This window comes from Variovorax sp. LjRoot84, assembly GCF_964254305.1.
Lineage (GTDB): Bacteria > Pseudomonadota > Gammaproteobacteria > Burkholderiales > Burkholderiaceae_C > Variovorax.
Genome location: NZ_CAXUTE020000001.1, coordinates 5,716,798 through 5,733,961, shown reverse-complemented (window position 1 = coordinate 5,733,961; position 17,164 = coordinate 5,716,798). Strand labels below are relative to the sequence as shown.

Annotated in this window: 19 protein-coding genes; 10 read left to right on the top strand and 9 right to left on the bottom strand. The window is 68.1% G+C overall.

Annotated features, from left to right (window positions below; all coding sequences use genetic code 11):
• The first annotated feature begins 4 nt into the window (after positions 1 to 4).
• A complete protein-coding gene (locus tag ACSQ9I_RS28285; protein WP_436315343.1) occupies positions 5 to 820 on the top strand; it encodes a hypothetical protein in 816 nt (271 codons plus the stop codon).
• A 71-nt stretch (positions 821 to 891) separates the two neighbouring features.
• On the opposite strand, the gene ACSQ9I_RS28280 is transcribed toward ACSQ9I_RS28285, so the two are convergent.
• Complete coding sequence (locus tag ACSQ9I_RS28280; RefSeq protein ID WP_093109987.1) at positions 892 to 1,188, bottom strand: PsiF family protein; 297 nt, start codon at positions 1,186 to 1,188, stop codon at positions 892 to 894.
• Between the two features lie 128 nt (positions 1,189 to 1,316).
• Here ACSQ9I_RS28280 and argS point away from each other — a divergent pair, with 128 nt between their 5' ends.
• From argS to ACSQ9I_RS28245, 7 genes are all read left to right on the top strand, one after another.
• Positions 1,317 to 2,990 carry an arginine--tRNA ligase gene (gene argS, locus ACSQ9I_RS28275; RefSeq protein ID WP_436315342.1) on the top strand — a complete coding sequence of 558 codons (1,674 nt, stop codon included), beginning with the start codon at positions 1,317 to 1,319 and terminating at the stop codon, positions 2,988 to 2,990.
• Between the two features lie 9 nt (positions 2,991 to 2,999).
• Entirely contained in the window at positions 3,000 to 3,719 is a 720-nt protein-coding gene (locus ACSQ9I_RS28270) for an SPOR domain-containing protein (RefSeq protein ID WP_436315341.1), read from the top strand.
• Positions 3,720 to 3,803: 84 nt separating this feature from the next.
• Complete coding sequence (locus ACSQ9I_RS28265) at positions 3,804 to 4,448, top strand: thiol:disulfide interchange protein DsbA/DsbL (RefSeq protein ID WP_436315340.1); 645 nt, start codon at positions 3,804 to 3,806, stop codon at positions 4,446 to 4,448.
• A 126-nt stretch (positions 4,449 to 4,574) separates the two neighbouring features.
• Positions 4,575 to 5,267 (top strand): lipopolysaccharide transport periplasmic protein LptA, encoded by a 693-nt coding sequence (gene lptA / locus ACSQ9I_RS28260; protein WP_093109991.1) that lies wholly within the window; start codon positions 4,575 to 4,577, stop codon positions 5,265 to 5,267.
• The gene (gene lptB / locus ACSQ9I_RS28255) at positions 5,264 to 6,040 is read left to right on the top strand and encodes an LPS export ABC transporter ATP-binding protein (RefSeq protein WP_093109992.1); all 777 of its coding nucleotides are present in this window, start codon (positions 5,264 to 5,266) and stop codon (positions 6,038 to 6,040) included. Before lptA ends, lptB begins: the two co-directional genes overlap by 4 nt.
• A gap of 14 nt (positions 6,041 to 6,054) precedes the next feature.
• A complete protein-coding gene (locus tag ACSQ9I_RS28250) occupies positions 6,055 to 7,635 on the top strand; it encodes an RNA polymerase factor sigma-54 (RefSeq protein ID WP_436315339.1) in 1,581 nt (526 codons plus the stop codon).
• A gap of 2 nt (positions 7,636 to 7,637) precedes the next feature.
• Positions 7,638 to 9,242: a phospholipase D family protein gene (locus ACSQ9I_RS28245; protein WP_436315338.1), complete on the top strand. Its 1,605-nt coding sequence runs from the start codon at positions 7,638 to 7,640 to the stop codon at positions 9,240 to 9,242.
• 12 nt (positions 9,243 to 9,254) lie between these two features.
• On the opposite strand, the gene ACSQ9I_RS28240 is transcribed toward ACSQ9I_RS28245, so the two are convergent.
• Positions 9,255 to 9,635, bottom strand: coding sequence for a hypothetical protein (locus tag ACSQ9I_RS28240; protein WP_436315336.1), 381 nt, complete (start codon positions 9,633 to 9,635; stop codon positions 9,255 to 9,257).
• Positions 9,636 to 9,829: 194 nt separating this feature from the next.
• On the opposite strand from ACSQ9I_RS28240, the gene ACSQ9I_RS28235 reads away from it, so the two are divergent.
• Positions 9,830 to 10,873: a GSU2403 family nucleotidyltransferase fold protein gene (locus ACSQ9I_RS28235; protein WP_436315335.1), complete on the top strand. Its 1,044-nt coding sequence runs from the start codon at positions 9,830 to 9,832 to the stop codon at positions 10,871 to 10,873.
• Here ACSQ9I_RS28235 and ACSQ9I_RS28230 read toward each other — a convergent pair.
• The 7 genes from ACSQ9I_RS28230 to ACSQ9I_RS28200 form a co-directional block, all read right to left on the bottom strand.
• Entirely contained in the window at positions 10,854 to 11,480 is a 627-nt protein-coding gene (locus tag ACSQ9I_RS28230) for a YceI family protein (RefSeq protein ID WP_436306369.1), read from the bottom strand. The two genes, ACSQ9I_RS28235 and ACSQ9I_RS28230, sit on opposite strands and share 20 nt — an antisense overlap.
• A gap of 49 nt (positions 11,481 to 11,529) precedes the next feature.
• Positions 11,530 to 12,117: a YceI family protein gene (locus ACSQ9I_RS28225; RefSeq protein WP_436315334.1), complete on the bottom strand. Its 588-nt coding sequence runs from the start codon at positions 12,115 to 12,117 to the stop codon at positions 11,530 to 11,532.
• A complete protein-coding gene (locus ACSQ9I_RS28220) occupies positions 12,114 to 12,722 on the bottom strand; it encodes a cytochrome b (protein ID WP_436315333.1) in 609 nt (202 codons plus the stop codon). The genes ACSQ9I_RS28225 and ACSQ9I_RS28220 overlap by 4 nt, the downstream gene beginning before the upstream one ends.
• Positions 12,723 to 12,750: 28 nt before the next feature.
• Positions 12,751 to 12,873 (bottom strand): hypothetical protein, encoded by a 123-nt coding sequence (locus tag ACSQ9I_RS28215; RefSeq protein WP_280142663.1) that lies wholly within the window; start codon positions 12,871 to 12,873, stop codon positions 12,751 to 12,753.
• 2 nt (positions 12,874 to 12,875) lie between these two features.
• The gene (locus ACSQ9I_RS28210; protein ID WP_436315332.1) at positions 12,876 to 13,169 is read right to left on the bottom strand and encodes a hypothetical protein; all 294 of its coding nucleotides are present in this window, start codon (positions 13,167 to 13,169) and stop codon (positions 12,876 to 12,878) included.
• Positions 13,170 to 13,301: 132 nt separating this feature from the next.
• Positions 13,302 to 15,161: an ATP-binding protein gene (locus tag ACSQ9I_RS28205; protein ID WP_436315331.1), complete on the bottom strand. Its 1,860-nt coding sequence runs from the start codon at positions 15,159 to 15,161 to the stop codon at positions 13,302 to 13,304.
• On the bottom strand, positions 15,161 to 15,820 hold the full coding sequence (locus ACSQ9I_RS28200; RefSeq protein WP_436305842.1) for a response regulator: 660 nt from the start codon (positions 15,818 to 15,820) through the stop codon (positions 15,161 to 15,163). The genes ACSQ9I_RS28205 and ACSQ9I_RS28200 overlap by 1 nt, the downstream gene beginning before the upstream one ends.
• 106 nt (positions 15,821 to 15,926) lie before the next feature.
• Between ACSQ9I_RS28200 and ACSQ9I_RS28195 the strand changes: the two genes are divergently transcribed.
• A complete protein-coding gene (locus ACSQ9I_RS28195) occupies positions 15,927 to 17,159 on the top strand; it encodes a THUMP domain-containing class I SAM-dependent RNA methyltransferase (protein WP_093110002.1) in 1,233 nt (410 codons plus the stop codon).
• Positions 17,160 to 17,164: the final 5 nt, after the last annotated feature.

The window sequence follows — 17,164 nt, the reverse complement described above, 5'->3', positions numbered from 1 at the left end:
GACCATGAACCTCCAATTCCCTGTCCTCGCATCCTTCCTGGCCGCGCTGTCGCTCTGCGCAGCGCAAGCCCACGCCGGCACGCCGGCCGCCCAGGTGACGCAGCTGAGCGGCTTCGTCATGGCCGTCAAGGCCGATGGCGTGCTGAAAGTGCTGTCGCTGCAATCCGTGGTCGACGTGGGCGACACCCTGACGAGCGAGCAGGACACCTACGTTCGCATCGCCCTGGCCGACGGCCGACAAGCCGTGCTGGGCCCCAAGACCCGGCTGAAGATCGCCAGTGCCGCCACGCTCGAGCTGGCCGCCGGTCAGCTGCAGGTGGTCGCCAGCGCAACCCCCGGCGCCGGCCGCCTGGCCATCGAGGCCGGCGAAACCACCGTCGACGCCGGCGCAGGCAGTTTCAATCTCTTCTACCGGCCGGATCCAGCCGTCGCCCTGGCGCGGCGCGCTTATGCGCAAGCCAGCCTGGCCTCGGCCGCCAGCCCGGTGCGAAGCGATGCGGGGACAGTCTTGCCCGTCTGGGAGAGGGTTGCGCAGGTCCAGATCCCCTCCGTGCCGCGCGCACCTGCCGTGCCGGGCGCGCTCGCGCCAGGCCTGTATGTGCACGTGATCGACGGCTTGATCAACCTGTCGAACAAGGGAGGGTCGCAACAATTCTCGGCCGGGCAGTTTGGCTTCACGCCCTCCTTCGTACAACCGCCGGTGGTATTGCCCAACAACCCTGGACTTAAATTCACCCTGCCTCCGGTGCTTTCAATCTCGACCTCGAGCAGCACGGGTTCTGCAAACAGGAGCGCCGCCGTCGATTGCGAAGTGCGCTGACCCCCAAAAAAGAAAAAGCCCCGCCAGGCCGAAGCCTGCGGGGCTTTTTCTTTGCCAGCTTGCGGCGTCGCTCAGGCAGCCGGCTTGGCCGAGAGGCATTCCTTCATGAAGGCCTTGCGCTCGTCGCCTTTCAGCGCCTTGGCCTTGGGGTCGGCATTGCAGCTCTTCATCTTGTCCTGCTGCGTCACTGGCTTGGCCGAGAGGCAGGTCTTCATGAAGGCCTTGCGCTCGTCGCCCTTCTTGTCGCCGGCGTCCTTGTTGCAGGTCGCCATCTTGCTTTGCTGGGCCGTAGGGGCCTTGTCCTGCGCATGCGCGACGCCGATGGAGAGACAGGCGGCCACGGCAAACAGGGAGAGAAGCTTCTTCATGGTGTAGGTGTCCTCGAGGGTGGTTGTGACAGGAGCCCCGGCCGGGGCCGCCCATGCTAACGGCCCGAGGCAACGCCTGGATGACCATGGCCGGCCGGGGCCGGGTTTGCCCCCGGTAAAATCCCGCGATGCTATTGGTCAAACAGGAGCTGCTCGCGGCGCTCGCGAACACGCTCGAATCCTTCTCGCCCGGCGCCGGCGCCAAAGCCGCGTTCGAATCGCCCAAGGTCGCGGCGCATGGCGATTTCGCAAGCACCGCGGCGATGCAACTCGCCAAGCCCCTGGCGCGCAAGCCGCGCGAACTGGCCGAGGACATCAGCGCCGCGCTCCAGGCCACCCCGGCCTTCGCGCAGTGGGTCGATGCCATCGAGATCGCCGGCCCCGGCTTCTTGAACATCCGCCTCAAGACCGCTGCCAAGCAGCAGGTGGTGCGCGAGGTGCTGGCCGCGGGCGAGGCCTTCGGCCGCCAGCCCGCGCGCAGCGATCGCGTGCTGGTCGAGTTCGTCTCCGCCAACCCGACCGGCCCGCTGCATGTGGGCCACGGCCGCCAGGCCGCGCTCGGCGACGCGATCTGCAACCTGCTCGCCTCGCAGGGCGCGCAGGTCTGGCGCGAGTTCTATTACAACGACGCGGGCGTGCAGATCCAGACGCTCGCCACCAGCACCCAGCTGCGCGCCAAGGGCTTCAAGCCCGGCGATGCCGAATGGCCCGAGCAGGCCTACAACGGCGAATACATCGCCGACATCGCCGAGGACTTCAAGGCGAAGAAGACCGTGCGCTCGGACGATCGCGAATACACCGCGAGCGGCGACGTCGACGACATCGACTCGATCCGCCAGTTCGCAGTGGCCTACCTGCGCCACGAGCAGGACCTGGACCTGAAGGCCTTCCAGGTCCGCTTCGACAACTACTACCTCGAATCGAGCCTCTACACCAGCGGGCGGGTCGAGGCGACGGTGAAGCGGCTCATCGAGGCCGGCAAGACCTACGAGCAGGACGGCGCCCTGTGGCTGAAGTCGACCGACTACGGCGACGACAAGGACCGCGTGATGCGCAAGAGCGACGGCAGCTACACCTACTTCGTGCCCGACGTCGCCTATCACATCGCCAAGTGGGAGCGCGGCTTCGGCGAGGTGGTCAACATCCAGGGCACCGACCACCACGGCACGATCGCGCGCGTGCGCGCCGGCCTGCAGGCCGCGAACGTCGGCATCCCGGCCGGCTATCCCGAGTACGTGCTGCACACCATGGTGCGCGTGATGCGCGGCGGCGAAGAGGTCAAGATCAGCAAGCGCGCCGGCAGCTACGTGACGCTGCGCGACCTGATCGAGTGGACCAGCACCGACGCCGTGCGCTTCTTCCTCCTGAGCCGCAAGCCCGACACCGAATACACCTTCGACATCGACCTCGCGCTGGCGCAGAACAACGACAACCCGGTCTACTACGTGCAGTACGCGCATGCGCGCATCTGCTCGGTGCTGGCGGCCTGGGGCGGCGATGCGGCTGCGCTGGCGGATGTCGAGCTCGCGCCGCTGCAAAGCCCGGCTGCGCAGGCGCTGCTGCTGCTGCTGGCCAAGTACCCCGACATGCTCGCGGCCGCGGCCAAGGATTTTGCGCCGCACGACGTCACCTTCTACCTGCGCGAACTGGCTGCCTGCTACCACAGCTACTACGACGCCGAGCGCATCCTGGTGGACGAGGAGCCGGTCAAGCGGGCCCGCCTGTCGCTGGTCGCGGCCACCGCGCAGGTGCTGCACAATGGGCTGGCAATTCTCGGCGTGAGCGCGCCGCGCAAGATGTGATTTCGAACCATGACTAAAAGACAGAGCGGCAACATCGTCATCGGGCTGATCGTCGGCCTGGTGCTGGGGCTGGGCGTGGCGCTGGGCATCGCGGTCTATGTGACCAAGGTGCCGATCCCCTTCATGACCAAGACCCAGCGCGGCGGCCCCGAGCAAGACGAAGCCGAGGCGCGCAAGAACCGCGACTGGGACCCCAACGGCCCGCTCGCCGGCAAGGCAGGCGCCGCCCGCCCGCAGGCACCCGCGACGCCCGCACCGCCCCAGCCCGCCACGGCGGGGGCGCCCACGCCGCCGACCGCGCCGGCGCCCGTGGTGGTGCCACCCGGCGCGCAGCAGCAACAGCCACAGCGCGCCGGACGGCCGCCCCTGCCGGCCGAAGCCAACGCGGTGCCGCCATCGAATGACCCGATCGGCGATCTCGCGCGGGCACGTTCGGGCGCCAGCCCCGGCGCCACCACCGCCGCCGCGGCGCCCAGCGCCAGCACCACCGATCCTTTCATGTATTTCGTCCAGGCCGGCGCCTTCCGCACCCCCGAGGACGCCGAGGCGCAGCGCGCCAAGCTTTCGCTGATGGGCGTGGAAGCGCGCATCACCGAGCGCGAGCAGGCCGGCCGCACCGTCTACCGCGTGCGCGCGGGGCCTTTCAACAAGAAGGAAGATGCGGACCGGCTCAAGGAGCGGCTCGACGGCGGTGGCCTCGAATCCGCCTTGGTGCGCGTCCAGCGCTGAGCCTTCATCCATACTCAAGCTCGCCGGTCCGGGAACTCCGGGCCAGCCGCGGGCTCTGTCAGCCGCACAGGAGAACTTCTTAATATGAAACGTCGTGACTTTTCGCTGGCCGCCACTTCGCTGGGGCTTCTTCCCTTCGCCTCACCCTCGCACGCCCAGACGCTCGCGCCCAAGGCGGGCACCGACTACGCCGTGCTCGACAAGCGCGTGCCGGTCGACGCGCCGGCCGGCAAGGTCGAGGTGATCGAGTTCTTCTGGTACAGCTGCCCGCATTGCAACGCCTTCGAGCCGACGCTCGAGACCTGGATCAAGAAGCTGCCCGCCCACGTGTCTTTCAAGCGCGTGCCGGTCGCCTTCCAGCCCAGCTTCCAGCCGCAGCAGCGGCTCTACTACGCGCTGGAAGCGATGGGCAAGGTCGACGAATACCAGCGTAAGGTGTTCGCCGCGATCCACCAGCAGCGCCAGAACCTCTCGGGCGAGCAGCAGATCATCGACTGGGCCGCCGCCAACGGCCTCGACAAGGCCAAGTTCACCGAGAACTTCAAGTCCTTCAGCGTGGCGAGCAAGATCCAGCGCGCCAAGCAGCTGCAGGAGGCTTACCAGGTGGCCGGCGTGCCCGCGATGGGCATCGCGGGCAGGTGGTATACGGACGGCGAACTCGCGCGCAGCATGGATCGCGCGCTGCAGGTCACCGACTTCCTGGTCGGCGAAGCGCGCAAGAGCGCGTAAAAAAGCGCCTCCCGCCGCTCGTCGCGGCAACCAGCAGGAAGCCCGCTTCGGCGGGCTTTTTCATCCGCCGGCGGAAACCGGATCCATGAGGCCGCATACAATCGCCCAGCAAGTTTCGTGCCTTTTATGACATCGTTACATTCCTCCTCCGTTTCTCGCCACCTTTGTCGCGCTTTCGTATTCGCCTTGGGCGTGGCCGGCCTCGTGTCGGCGGCGCAGGCCGAGAAGGCGGACCGCACCAAGCCGATGAACATCGAGGCCGACGCCATGCGCTACGACGACCTCAAGCAGACCAGCGTCTTCACCGGCAACGTGGTGGTGACTAAGGGCACCATCATCATCCGCGGCATCCGCATCGACGTGCGGCAGGATCCCGAGGGCTACCAGTACGGCATCGTCACGGCCGCGCCCGGCAAGCTGGCCTATTTCAAGCAGAAGCGCGACGCCGGCCCCGACGAGTGGATCGAGGGCGAGTCGGAAGTCATCGAGTACGACAGCCGCGCCGACAACGTGAAGTTCATCCGCCGTGCGGTGATGCGTCGCCTGGTCGGCGCGACACCCAACGACGAAAGCAGCGGACCCTTGATCGTCTACGACCAGAGCAACGACACCTTCACCGTCAACGGCTCGCCGCTGCCGCCCAATGCGGGCGTGGCGACCCAGCCCGGCGGCCGCGTCAAGGCCATCCTCACGCCCAAGGCGGCCGCCTCGGCGCCCGCTGCCGGGTCCGCCAGGCCGGCGGCGCCGGCCGCCTCCGCGCCGGCGTCCGGAACGGGCCTGCGCTCGACCACCACGCTCGGCGGAGAGCAGCGCAAGTGAGCGGCGGCAACGAAGTCCTGGGCAGCCGCCTCGAGGCGCGCGGCCTGCAGAAGAGCTACGGCAGCCGCAAGGTCGTCAAGGACGTCTCGCTCGGCGTGCAAAAGGGCGAGGTGGTCGGCCTGCTGGGGCCCAACGGCGCGGGCAAGACCACCTCCTTCTACATGATCGTCGGGCTGGTTCGGGCGGATGCGGGCGAGATCAGCATCGACGGCGAACCGATCGCGCACATGCCGATCCACCGCCGCGCCCGCATGGGCTTGAGCTACCTGCCGCAGGAAGCGTCGATCTTCCGCAAGCTCACGGTCGAGGAGAACGTGCGCGCCGTGCTCGAGCTGCAGCGCGAACTCGACGACGCGGGCCGGCCGGTGCCGCTGTCGAAGCAGCGCATCGAGGAACGCCTCGGCGAACTGCTGCACGACCTGCGCGTCGACCATCTGCGCGATTCGCCCGCGCTGGCGCTGTCGGGCGGCGAGCGCCGCCGAGTCGAGATCGCGCGGGCGCTGGCCACGCAGCCGCGCTTCATCCTGCTGGACGAGCCCTTCGCGGGCATCGACCCGATCGCGGTGATCGAGATCCAGCGAATCATCAGTTTCCTGAAGGAACGCGGCATCGGCGTGCTCATCACCGACCACAACGTGCGCGAGACGCTGGGCATCTGCGATCACGCCTTCATCATCAGCGACGGGCATGTGCTGGCACAAGGCACGCCTTCGGAGATCGTCGACAACGCCGAGGTACGACGCGTGTACCTGGGCGAGCATTTCCGGATGTAGGGGACCGTACTTCGATGAAGCAAGGGCTCTCGCTTCGCGTTTCCCAGCACCTGGCGCTCACGCCGCAGCTCCAGCAGTCGATCCGGCTGCTGCAGCTCTCCACGCTCGAGTTGAGCCAGGAAGTGGAGCAGATGCTCGACGAGAACCCGTTCCTCGAACGCACGGCCGAAGAGGCGCCGCGCGAGGAGTTCGGTCTCGAGGCGGCCGATGCGCCGGTGCGCGACGAAGACCGCCAGGCCGAGGGCGAGGCTGACTTCGTCCCCGGCTCGGCCGCGGCGCCGGCCGAGGTGGCGGTCGCCGCCAACGGCGATGCCGAAGCGGCTGCGCCCGTCGACAGCGAACCCGACTGGGAGGGCGACGGTACGGTCGACCTCGCGCCCGACGACAGCGAATGGGGCGGCGATGCGCCCGCGCGCGCCAACAACCTCGGCGACGACGAGCGCACCGATGCGACCGAGCTCGCGCGCAGCCAGGAATCGCTGCAGTCCTTCCTGCACCGGCAGGCGCTGTCGCTGCGCCTGAACGAGAACGACTGCGCCGCGCTGCGCTTCCTGATCGAATCGCTCAACGACGACGGCTACCTCGAGGATTCGCTGCCGGCGCTGGCCTCGGGCCTCGCGGGCGACGACAACGACCAGTTCGACGAACTGGTGCATCACTTCCAGGTCGCGCTGGGCCTGCTGCAGAGTTTGGAGCCGGCCGGCGTCGGCGCCCGCAGCCTCGGCGAATGCCTGACCATCCAGCTGCGCCAGCTGGCGAGCGCCAAGGAGAGCGAGGAGGAGGCCCAGGTGCGCAAGACCGCCATCGCGATCTGCAAGCAGCCGATGGAGCTGCTCGCGCGGCGCGACTTCAAGCGCCTGGCCACGCTCACGCGCAGCAACGAGGACGAGGTGCGCGCCGCACTGCAGCTGATCGCCAGGCTCGAGCCCAAGCCGGGGCGCCGCTTCGTCGACGTCGAGCGCAACATCGTCGTGCCCGACGTGATCGTCACGCGCATCGGCCACGGCACCAACGCGAGGTTCCGCGTCATGCTCAATCCCGAGGTCATGCCGCGGCTGCGCGTGCACGACATCTATGCCGGCGCGCTCAAGCAGCACAAGGGCGAGGGCAGCCAGGCGCTGTCGCAGCGGCTGCAGGAAGCGCGCTGGTTCATCAAGAACATCCAGCAACGCTTCGACACCATCCTCAGGGTCTCCAACGCGATCGTCGAGCGGCAGAAGAGCTACTTCGTGCACGGCGAGCTCGCGATGCGGCCGCTGGTGCTGCGCGAGATCGCCGACGAGCTGGGCCTGCACGAATCCACCATCAGCCGCGTGACCACCGCCAAATACATGGCCACGCCCTACGGCACCGTCGAGCTCAAGTACTTCTTCGGCTCGGCGCTCGGCACCGAAACCGGCGGCAACGCCTCCAGCACCGCGGTGCGCGCGCTGATCAAGCAGTTCGTGAGCGCCGAGGACGTGAGGAAGCCGCTGTCCGACAGCCAGGTGTCCGAGATGCTCAAGGAGCAGGGCATCGAGTGCGCGCGCCGCACGGTGGCCAAGTACCGCGAGGCACTGCGCATCGCGCCTGCGAATCTGCGCAAGGCACTCTAGCGATGAGTCGCCGTCCGAGTCCGCTCCCAAGCTGGATTCGCCTCGGCCTGGCCTTGATGGCGGTGCTTCTTCTTTCCAGCGGCTGCGCGATGCTGCCGGCCGAATTCGAGCGCACGCCGTCCAAGGCGATGCCCTTGTCCACCGGAACCGTGCTGGGCCGCATCGCCAAGGCCTCGCAGCCGGATGCGGACTTGAGCGGCTTCCGGCTCATGCCCAGCGGCGACTTCGCGCTCAACACGCGGCTCGAGCTCGCGCGCCGCGCCGAGCGCACGCTCGACGTCCAGTACTACCAGATCGACAACGACGAGACCGGCCGCTACCTGCTGCGCACGCTGCGCGACGCGGCCCAGCGCGGCGTGCGCGTGCGGCTCCTGATGGACGATCTCTACACCGCGGGCGAGGACGAGCTGCTGCTCGCGCTGGCCGCCACGCCCAACCTCGAGCTGCGGCTCTTCAACCCGTTTCCGGCCGGGCGCGGCAGCATGCTCAGGCGCTTCTCGGCCTCGCTCTTCGACTTCAGCCGCGTCAACCGGCGCATGCACAACAAGCTCTTCATCGCCGACGGCGCGATGGCGGTAGCCGGCGGGCGCAACATCGGCAACCCGTACTTCACGCAGACGGCCGGCGCGAACTTCATCGACCTCGACACCTTCGTCGCCGGCGCTCTGATCCCGCGCCTTTCCAGCCTGTTCGACCTGTACTGGAACAGCGAGCACGTGCGGCCGATCGAAACCGTGGTCGCGCCCACGCTCGCGCGGGAGGCACGGCAGCGGCGCTTCGAGGAGCTGACTGCACCGGCCACCACCCCGGCACCGCGTCCGCCGGCGCCCAACGACCTGCTGGGCTACAGCCCGATCGTCGAGAACCTCAACGCCGGCAAGCTCGACCTCATCTGGACCACCGCCGAGGCGTATGCCGATTCGCCCGAGCGCGTGATCGGCAAACAGGTCACTTACGGCGGCGTGCCGCTGCTCGACGTCGACAGCGTGCGCTACAACGTGGTCGAGCAGATGCGGCGCGGGCGTTCCGACGTGACGCTGGTGTCGCCCTACCTGATCCCCGGCAAGGAGGGGCTGGAGGTGCTGCGCGAGATCCGCCGGCGTGGCATGAAGATCAGCGTGGTCACCAACTCGCTGGCCGCCACCGACGAGCCCGTGGTCCACACCGGCTACCGCCGCTACCGGGCCGACATGCTGCGGCTCGGCGCCGAGATCCACGAGCTGAGTTCGGTGCGCACGCGGCGCAGCGTGCGCCTGGGCCTGTTCGGCACGCAGATCGGACGCCTGCACGCCAAGTCGGCCGTGATCGACGGGCGCACGCTCTTCGTCGGCTCGATGAATTTCGACCCGCGCTCGGAAGTGCACAACACCGAGATCGGCCTCTTCATCTTCAGCCGCGAGATGGCGCAGCAGGTGCTGAAGCTGGTCGAGGTGCTCAAGCAGCAGGGCGCCTACAAGGTGCGCTTCGCGCCCGGCACCGAGAAAATGGAATGGGTGAGCGAGGAGGCCGGCGTCGAACAGGTGCTCACCAGCGAGCCCGATGCGGGCTTCTGGGACCACCTGATGCTGGAACTGCTGGCGCCGCTGGCGCCGGAGAGCCTGCTCTAGATCTAGACCTCATCAGTAGCGATAGCGGTCATGACGGTCATGGTGGTCATGGCGGTCATGGCGGTCATGGCGGTCATGGCGGTCATGGCGGTAGTGATGGCGATGACCGTGCCGGTACTCGTCGCGGTATTCATGGCGGTAGAAGTGCCGCGGCGGCGGGCGCTGGTAGTCATACACGGGAGCCGGACGGTAGTGCCGCGGCGGCGGGTCGTAGTAGACCGGCGCCGGGGCATAGTGGACCGGGCTGGCAATGCCGACGGCGACCCCTGGCACATGGATGCCCACCGACACGGCCAGGTCCCTGGCGCTGGCGGACGTGGCGCCCAGCACGGCCGCGGCGGAGAAGGCGCCGGCGGCGATCCACTTGAAGAAACGGGTGTGCGCGATGTTCATGAAGAAACTCCTGAAGGCATGAAGTGCCGTTGGGGTCATTGCACCCGGCCCGCGTAAAGCAGGACCCGCCTGCTCTGTGAAGCTTGTTGCTGAATGTTGCAGCGCGGACGTACAGCGCAGGAGCGGGACTTACCACATAAAATGCATTTTTGTGGGGTAAGGAATCCATGCCTGTCCAGCACGCCCTGTACCGCATGCATGAGCTGGCTTTCCGCACGCAGTACGCCGAGCTCAAGGAACGCACTGCGTCTGCGGGCCGCCTTCTTCAAGGAACGCCCGGGAGCCTTCAGTTGCGCCGGGGGACAGGCTATGCCTACTGGTATCGGGTCTTCTATCCGGCGCCTGGCAAGAAGGCCGAGCAGATCGTCTGCAAAGACGGGGACACCGCGGCACTCGACGAAGTGTCCCGCGAGATCGAGTTCGCCCAATGGACAAGCGCCCAGGTGAGAAATCTCAGGAAGCTCGATTTCCAGGTGGCGGACAAAGGCGTGGCGAGCGTGCTGGTCGAGCTTCACAACGCGGGCATCCTGGGCGCGTGCCTCGCACTGGTCGGAACCTTGGGCTTCATGGCCTGGTTGAACGAACTCGGAGCGATGGCGGTATCGGCCCGCACGCAGGACGTCGACATTGCCGCCCGGCAAAAGCTGAGGCTTGCAGCGCCGGCGTCCTTTCTTGAAGCGATGGAAGCCACCAGGCTTGGTTTTCATCCTGTTCCCGGGATGCCAAGCCAGGCGCCCTCGACTTCCGTGAAGCTCAAGGGCAGGGATGGATTGCGAGTCGACGTTCTGACGCATGGCGAGGAGCTTGGAAAGACCGTTCCCCTGCCGCAGCTGAAATGGCATGCCGAGACCGTGCCCCACTATGACTATCTGCTCGCGGAGCCAAGTCGCGCCGCATCGCTTGCCGGCGGCCATTGCATCCCTTTGACGTTGCCGCAGCCGGAGCGCTTCGTCTGGCACAAGCTCTACGCGAGCGCCGAGCGCAAGGCCAAGCCCGAGAAAGCCGAAAAGGACCTGCTGCAGGCAGCGACCCTGGGAGCCGTCCTGGCCGAGCAGCAAGACGAGCTTCTGTCCGATTCGTTTCGGGATGCGCCAGCCGCACTCAAGGAAGTGGCGAGAACCCGCCTGCCTGCTTTGCGCAGGGCCTTGAGTGGACATCCTCAAGCGCTCGAACAGTTCGAGCTCGCCCTCGGACCGGCAGCGAAGAAGCGATCGCGCCCTAGCTCGGCCGGTCCGTGATGTTGACCGCCTCGACCTGCACCAGGAGCCGCACCTTGTTCTCGAAGCCGAAGTTGATGCCCCAGGTGATGCCCCACTCGCTGCGCTCCACGATGGTCTCGAAGTCGCCGCCGCAGACCTGGCGCTTGATCAGCGGGCTGAGGTAGCAGCCGAACCGGCTGGCCTTGAGCTTGATGGGCCGCGTCTGGCCCATCAGCGTGAGCGTGCCGTCGACTTCAGCGACCTTGTCGCCGTTGAAATCGATCTTGTCGGCCACGAAGCGGCCGGTCGGAAATTCCGCGACGTTGAAGAAGTCCTTGCTCAGCACGTGGCGGTTGAGCAGGTCGACGCCGGTGTTGATGGAGCCGATGTCCATCGTGATGTCGATCTTGCCGTTCTTGCCCGTGGTATCGATCTTGACCGTGCCGTCCTTGGTGCTGAAGCGGCCGCGGTTGGTGGTGGTGCCGTAGTGGCCCATCTCGTACATCACGAAAGTGTGGGTTGGGTCGACCACGTAGCTGGCGCCCTTGACCGGACCTCCTGCCGGCAAGGCGGCCATTTCCGGTGCCTGCTGTGCGGCGGCGAGGGTCGCTGCGGCCGCGAGCGCAGCGACGGCAATGGACTTCATCATGACGAGCTTTCGAATGGGGCGATGCAAAGTATGAACGAAGGTCAGGTCAAATCGGACGCAGGCCGGTGAGCACGAGCTTGAAACGCACCTGCACGTCGTCGCCGACCATCGAGGTGTCGGTCCATTCGCCCTCGCCGATCTTGAAGGCGAGGCGCTGGATCGTAAAGCTTCCAGTCGCCACCGACTGCCCCGAGGCTTGCGTGATGGTCACCGGCACCATGACGTACTGCGTGGTGCCCTTGATCGTCAGCTTGCCCGCGACCTCGAAGTGCCCGCTGCCGAGGCTCTTGATGGCGCTCGACTGGAAGCTGGCCTTCGGAAATCGCGCGGTGTCGAACCACGGCGCCTTGGGCAGTTCGGCGTCGCTTTGCGGCACGCCGAGGGTGGCGCTGCCCATGTCGATCTGCATGGAGACCGTGCCGCCCTCGGGCTTCTGCGGGTCGAAGGCGATCTGGGCGTCGAACTTCTTGAACGCGCCTTCGACCGGCACGCCCATCTGCTTGGTGACGAAGACGATCTGGCCGTAGCCGGGGACCAGCTTCGCCATCGGTTCTGCGGCGCTCGCCGGCCCCGCGATCGCGAGCGCCGCAGCGGCGGCCCAGAGTGCCCGCCAGGCGATGGGAAGTCTTGTCATCTTGGGTGTCCCTGGTGCGAAAAAGGCCACATGCGATCGAGCAGGCCGTCGCGGTCGGCGAAGTGATGCTTGAGCGCCGCCGCCGCGTGCAGCAGCACCACGGCGGCCAGCGTGAAGGCGCTGCCTTTGTGCATCGGCTTCAGCACCGCCTCGGCGAAGTCCTTGTCCACCGGCACGAAGTCCGGCAGCGGCACGAGGCCGAACCAGACGATTGGAATGCCCAGTCCCGAGCTGTAGGCCCAGCCGAACAGGGGGACGGCGAAGAACAGCAAATACAGCAGCAGATGCGTGCCGCGGTGCGCGACGAGCTGCCAGCCCGGCATCGCCTCCACGATGCAGGCTGGCAGCGGCGGCGGCGGGTGTGACAGGCGCCACAGCAGGCGCAAGGCCGAAAGCGTCAGGATCGTGATGCCGGCCCACTTGTGCCAGTTGATGAGCTTGAGCCGCATCGGCGAGAAGGGGAGGCCGGCCATGTAGAGGCCGACGCTGAAGGCAGCCACGATCAGCAGCGCGAGCAGCCAGTGCAGCCCCATGGCGACCGCGCCGTAGCGTGGGGCGTCGGCACGGTCGTGGGCAAGCGCGGGATGGAGCGGCTCGGCGGGCATGCACAGAGCATATCGCCCCGCAAGCCGCCTATCCGATGCTCCAGCGCGCGATCAGCAGCAGGCCGAGGCCCAGCACCAGCATCAGCACGAAGGGCACCACGAGCCAGGGCGCGTCGTGCTCTTCTTTGTCGGAGGCGAGCTGGTTGTTCATGGTCAGAAGGTCGGAACGTGATCGGCCTGTTCGGGCGTGCGGTCGGTCAGCACCTCGCTCGCGGCGGGAACCGAGGGATCGCTGCTGCGATAGGCGGCCGCAGGCGGGGCCTGGCGCTGCGCCGCGGCGCCGCTGGCCTCGGCTTGCCAGTGGCCGAGCAGGGCCAGGCCGACGAGCAGGATGGCGGCCAGGGCCACCGAACCGAGCAGCAGCCGGGGCGTGCGGCTTTCTTTCCGGCTTTTTCCGGCGAGCGCCGAGAGCCGGTATCTGGACGCTGCGTGGGATTGGAACTGCATGCGGGGCCTTCCTTCCTTCGGATGACACGCGATGAAGGCGTGTGCATGCAATCTAGGCAGGAAGCCGTGCGCGGAAAATGCCGCCTTCGCGTTCGGGATCCCGCGTTCGCGGGAGGGGCCGCGCGACAGCGCTCAGGCGACCGGCGCCGTCATCGGCAGGCGCAGCACGACGCAGGTGCCGGTCGGACCCGAGCGCACTTCGAGCGCACCGCCGAGCCGCTGGGCCCGCGAGCGCATGTTGCCGAGGCCGTGACCCTGGCGCCGGGGTTCGCCGACCAGGCCATGGCCGTCGTCTTCGACTTCCATTTCGAGCATGTCGCCGAGCTGGCGCAGCCGCACCTCGACCCGCGTGGCCCGCGCATGCTTGAGCACATTGGTCAGCGCCTCCTGCGCCACGCGCAGCAGCTGCAGCGCGGCGTGCGGCGCCAGGGGCATCGCATCGTCGGGCAGGTCGATGTCCCAGCGCGGGCGCACGCCGGCCGCGATCAGCTGCGCCTCCCAGCGGAACATGAAGTTGCCGAGCGCGGCGCCGAGGTTGTGCTCGTCGGAGGCCAGCGCATCGAGCGCGAGCCGCATGTCGGCGATGCAGCTGCGCAGCGCGGTGGCGATCTGGCCGTCGTCCATGTCGCCGCGCTCCACGCGCGACAGCGAGGTGAAGAGCTGCGAGCCCAGGCCGTCGTGCAGGTCGCGCATGATCAGCTGGCGCTCTTCCGATGCGGCATGCTCGCGCTCCAGTGCGGCCAGCCGCTCGTAGTTGGCCGCCAGCGCTCGCTCGCGGTCGGCGACGCGCGTTTCCAGCGTGCGGTTCAGGTCCTCCAGCGAGCTCAGCGTGCGCAGGAAGCGCGCCGTCAGAAGGGCGGCCATCGCCAGCAGCAGCATGTTCGAGCCGAAATGCAGCAGGTGGATGCGATGCCCGACCCATGCCGGCAGGAAGCGCCCGAGCAGGCGCGGGTCCCAGGTGATCAGGTAGTCGTGCACGCCCACCAGCACCGCAAAGGCCATCACGGCGGAGAGCGCCGCAGAGGTCAGGGTGCCGCGGCGGCGCGCATAACCGATCGAGGTCGCGATGATCAGCAGGCCGACCCCCATCATGCCGCCCAGCCAGTAGCGCGCCACGAACGGCTCCGCCGCGAAGCCGCCGATCGCGAAGGCGAGGGGACCCAGCAGCCAGTAGGCCACCAGCCCGCGCTCCAGCCCGGGCCGGCGAACGCCGGCGTAGCGCAACGTGAACACCGCCATCACGATCACGAAGCCGCCCGTGGCGCTGTTGTAGATCACGCGCCACCACTGCCATTGGGCCATGGGCATCGCATCGATCAGGAAGGTCATGGTGCGGGTGGCCCACAGCGCGGCCGCCAGGCCGAACAGGCCGTAGAGCACCTCGCTGCGGCGGCGCCACCAGATGAACACCACGAAGCCGGCGACCAGCACGGAGACGAGCACCGTGAGCTCGGGCACGGTGCGGGTCCAGAACAGGCGCCGGTCGTGCAGCGGCTGGAGCTCGGCCTGCGGCCCGACGGCGACGCGCGGGAAGCGCAGCGGGTAGCCCTTGGGGGCCGCGACGCGGATCGCCAGCTCGTTGCGGCCGGGGCGCAGCAGCGGTGCCGGAAACACCGTCATCTGCGGCCGGTAGGTGCGCGCGTAGACCTGCTCGGTGTTCTCGGGCACGCTCGCGACCAGGGTGCCGTTGAGCCAAAGGTCGCCGCCGTCGTAGAAGTAGGGCACGTAGGCGGCCCACTGCGCCTGCCGGGCCGGATCGTCGGGATAGTCGAAGCCGACGCGGTACCAGGCGGGCGCCTTTGCGCGGTCCGGGCGCGAATACCCGGCGTCGTCGGGCAGCGTCACCGTTTCCCACGCCGCGTCGGCCGGCGGCGGGGTTCTAGTGACGACCGGCGCCGCGAACACCGAGGCCTGGCGCGGCTCCTGCAATGCCGCATGGGCGATGCCCGCGATGCAGGCCGCCATCAGCACGGCGACCGCGAGCCGGTGCATCACAACAATCCCATCTGGCTCGCTTCGTAGACCGCTTCGCCGCGCGAGTGGACGGCCAGCTTGCGGTAGATCTTCTTCACGTGCGCGACCACGGTGTGCGGCGAGATGTCGATAAGCTCCCCGATGGTGTCGAAGCTCAGGCCCTTGGCCGTGAGGCGCAGGATCTCGGTCTCGCGTTCGGTCAGGGGCGAGGGCGCCTCGGACGTGGGCGGCTGCGTCGCGGGCGCCGGCTGGGCGCTGACGCGGAAGCGCGCCAGCACGCGACGCGCGATGCTCGGGCTGATGGGCGAACCGCCGGCGCGCACTTCGTGGATGCTGGCGGCGATCCGGTCCGCCCCGGCGTCCTTGAGCAGGTAGCCGGTGGCGCCGGCCTCGATCGAAGAAAGCACGTGCTGGTCGTCGCCGAACATCGTGACCACCAGCACGTCGCACTGCGGACGATGGCGGGCCGCGTGGCGGATCACCTCGACGCCGTCGATGTCGGGCAGCCCGAGATCGACCAGCATGACGTCGGGCGCTTGCGCGTCCAGCATCGCCAGCGCCGCGCGCCCGGTGGCCACCGCAGCGATGAGCTGCAGGCCGGGGTCCGCCAGCACCGCGTCCGAAAAACGGCGCATGAACTCCGGTTCGTCTTCGACAATCAGCACGCTGGTGGTCATGTGAGCCCCTTGGCGACGCGGTCCGGCGATTTTCGCACCGGGGACTTGCGTGGCGATAGCGCAAACGCGGTAGGGCCACATGGGATACTGGCCTTCGAATCCCGCCATGAACGACCTCTCCCTTTTTCTGCCCTGCGCCGCTGGCGTCGAAGACTTTCTCGCGCAAGAGGTGCATGCGCTGACCGGCCGTGTCGGCCAGGACCTGCTGACCCTGCGCGGCGGCGTGCGCGTACGTGCCGACTGGCGCGAAGCCATGAAGCTCAACCTGCACAGCCGCCTCGCGCAGCGCGTGCTGATCGAACTGGCCCACGCGCCGTACCGCAACGAGAACGACCTCTACGCCATCGCGAGCGGCGTGGCCTGGGAGATCTGGTTCACGCCCAAGCAGACCTTCAAGATCGAGACCACGGCCCAGCACAGCCCGCTCACCAGCCTCAACTTCGCCACGCTGCGTATCAAGGACGCGATCGCCGACCGCTTCCGCGCCAAGGCGAACGGCGTGCGCCCCAGCATCGAGACCCAGTGGCCCGACGCGCGCGTGTTCGCGCACCTGGCCACCGACCAGTGCACGCTCTACATCGACACCTCGGGCGAGCCGCTCTTCAAGCGCGGCTGGCGGCAGGACAAGGGCGATGCGCCGCTGAAGGAAACCCTGGCCGCCGCCATGCTGGCCGCCAGCGGCTGGTGGAACCCGGAAACCGGCGAAGTCGCCGGGGAGCCGCTCTACGACCCCTGCTGCGGCAGCGGCACGATCGCGATCGAGGCGGCGCAGATCGCGCGCGGCATCGCCGCCGGGTCGCTCAGGCGCTTCGGCTTCGAGAAGCTGCTGCCCTTCCAGGCCCACGTGTGGTCGGGGCTCAAGGCCGAGGCGCAGCGTGCCGCGGCACCTGGGGTCGCGATCTTCGGCTCGGACGTGTCGCACCGCATGGTCGACTTCGCCGAGCGCAATGCCGAGCGCGCCGGCGTGGCCGAAGCGGTGCAGTTCAGGGGCGGCGACGCGCTGCAGCGCATGCCGCCGGCCGAGTCGGGCGTGATCGTGCTGAATCCGCCCTACGGCGAGCGCATCGAGGTCGGCGGCGTCGCGGCGGCAGGCGGCGGCAAGGGCGGCGGCCGCGAAGAGGCGCAGACCGAAGACGGCGGCGAGTTCTTCGTGCAGCTCGCCAGCCACTGGAAGAAGAACTACGCCGGCTGGACCGCCTGGGTGCTGACGCCCGACCTCCAGCTGCCCAAGCGCATGCGCCTGAAGGAATCGCGCCGCGTGCCGATGTGGAACGGGCCGATCGAGTGCCGGCTGTTCCGCTTCGACATGGTGGCGGGTTCGGCGCGCAACCGGGTCTGAGGGCG

Excerpts from the sequence above, each read along its gene's own strand:
- ACSQ9I_RS28285 (WP_436315343.1), top strand. The coding sequence starts at position 5 with ATGAACCTCCAATTCCCTGTCCTCGCATCCTTCCTGGCCGCGCTGTCG.
- ACSQ9I_RS28280 (WP_093109987.1), bottom strand. The coding sequence starts at position 1,188 with ATGAAGAAGCTTCTCTCCCTGTTTGCCGTGGCCGCCTGTCTCTCCATC.
- argS (WP_436315342.1), top strand. The coding sequence starts at position 1,317 with ATGCTATTGGTCAAACAGGAGCTGCTCGCGGCGCTCGCGAACACGCTC.
- ACSQ9I_RS28270 (WP_436315341.1), top strand. The coding sequence starts at position 3,000 with ATGACTAAAAGACAGAGCGGCAACATCGTCATCGGGCTGATCGTCGGC.
- ACSQ9I_RS28265 (WP_436315340.1), top strand. The coding sequence starts at position 3,804 with ATGAAACGTCGTGACTTTTCGCTGGCCGCCACTTCGCTGGGGCTTCTT.
- lptA (WP_093109991.1), top strand. The coding sequence starts at position 4,575 with ATGACATCGTTACATTCCTCCTCCGTTTCTCGCCACCTTTGTCGCGCT.
- ACSQ9I_RS28250 (WP_436315339.1), top strand. The coding sequence starts at position 6,055 with ATGAAGCAAGGGCTCTCGCTTCGCGTTTCCCAGCACCTGGCGCTCACG.
- ACSQ9I_RS28245 (WP_436315338.1), top strand. The coding sequence starts at position 7,638 with ATGAGTCGCCGTCCGAGTCCGCTCCCAAGCTGGATTCGCCTCGGCCTG.
- ACSQ9I_RS28240 (WP_436315336.1), bottom strand. The coding sequence starts at position 9,635 with ATGAACATCGCGCACACCCGTTTCTTCAAGTGGATCGCCGCCGGCGCC.
- ACSQ9I_RS28235 (WP_436315335.1), top strand. The coding sequence starts at position 9,830 with ATGCATGAGCTGGCTTTCCGCACGCAGTACGCCGAGCTCAAGGAACGC.
- ACSQ9I_RS28230 (WP_436306369.1), bottom strand. The coding sequence starts at position 11,480 with ATGAAGTCCATTGCCGTCGCTGCGCTCGCGGCCGCAGCGACCCTCGCC.
- ACSQ9I_RS28225 (WP_436315334.1), bottom strand. The coding sequence starts at position 12,117 with ATGACAAGACTTCCCATCGCCTGGCGGGCACTCTGGGCCGCCGCTGCG.
- ACSQ9I_RS28220 (WP_436315333.1), bottom strand. The coding sequence starts at position 12,722 with ATGCCCGCCGAGCCGCTCCATCCCGCGCTTGCCCACGACCGTGCCGAC.
- ACSQ9I_RS28215 (WP_280142663.1), bottom strand. The coding sequence starts at position 12,873 with ATGAACAACCAGCTCGCCTCCGACAAAGAAGAGCACGACGCGCCCTGG.
- ACSQ9I_RS28210 (WP_436315332.1), bottom strand. The coding sequence starts at position 13,169 with ATGCAGTTCCAATCCCACGCAGCGTCCAGATACCGGCTCTCGGCGCTC.
- ACSQ9I_RS28205 (WP_436315331.1), bottom strand. The coding sequence starts at position 15,161 with ATGCACCGGCTCGCGGTCGCCGTGCTGATGGCGGCCTGCATCGCGGGC.
- ACSQ9I_RS28200 (WP_436305842.1), bottom strand. The coding sequence starts at position 15,820 with ATGACCACCAGCGTGCTGATTGTCGAAGACGAACCGGAGTTCATGCGC.
- ACSQ9I_RS28195 (WP_093110002.1), top strand. The coding sequence starts at position 15,927 with ATGAACGACCTCTCCCTTTTTCTGCCCTGCGCCGCTGGCGTCGAAGAC.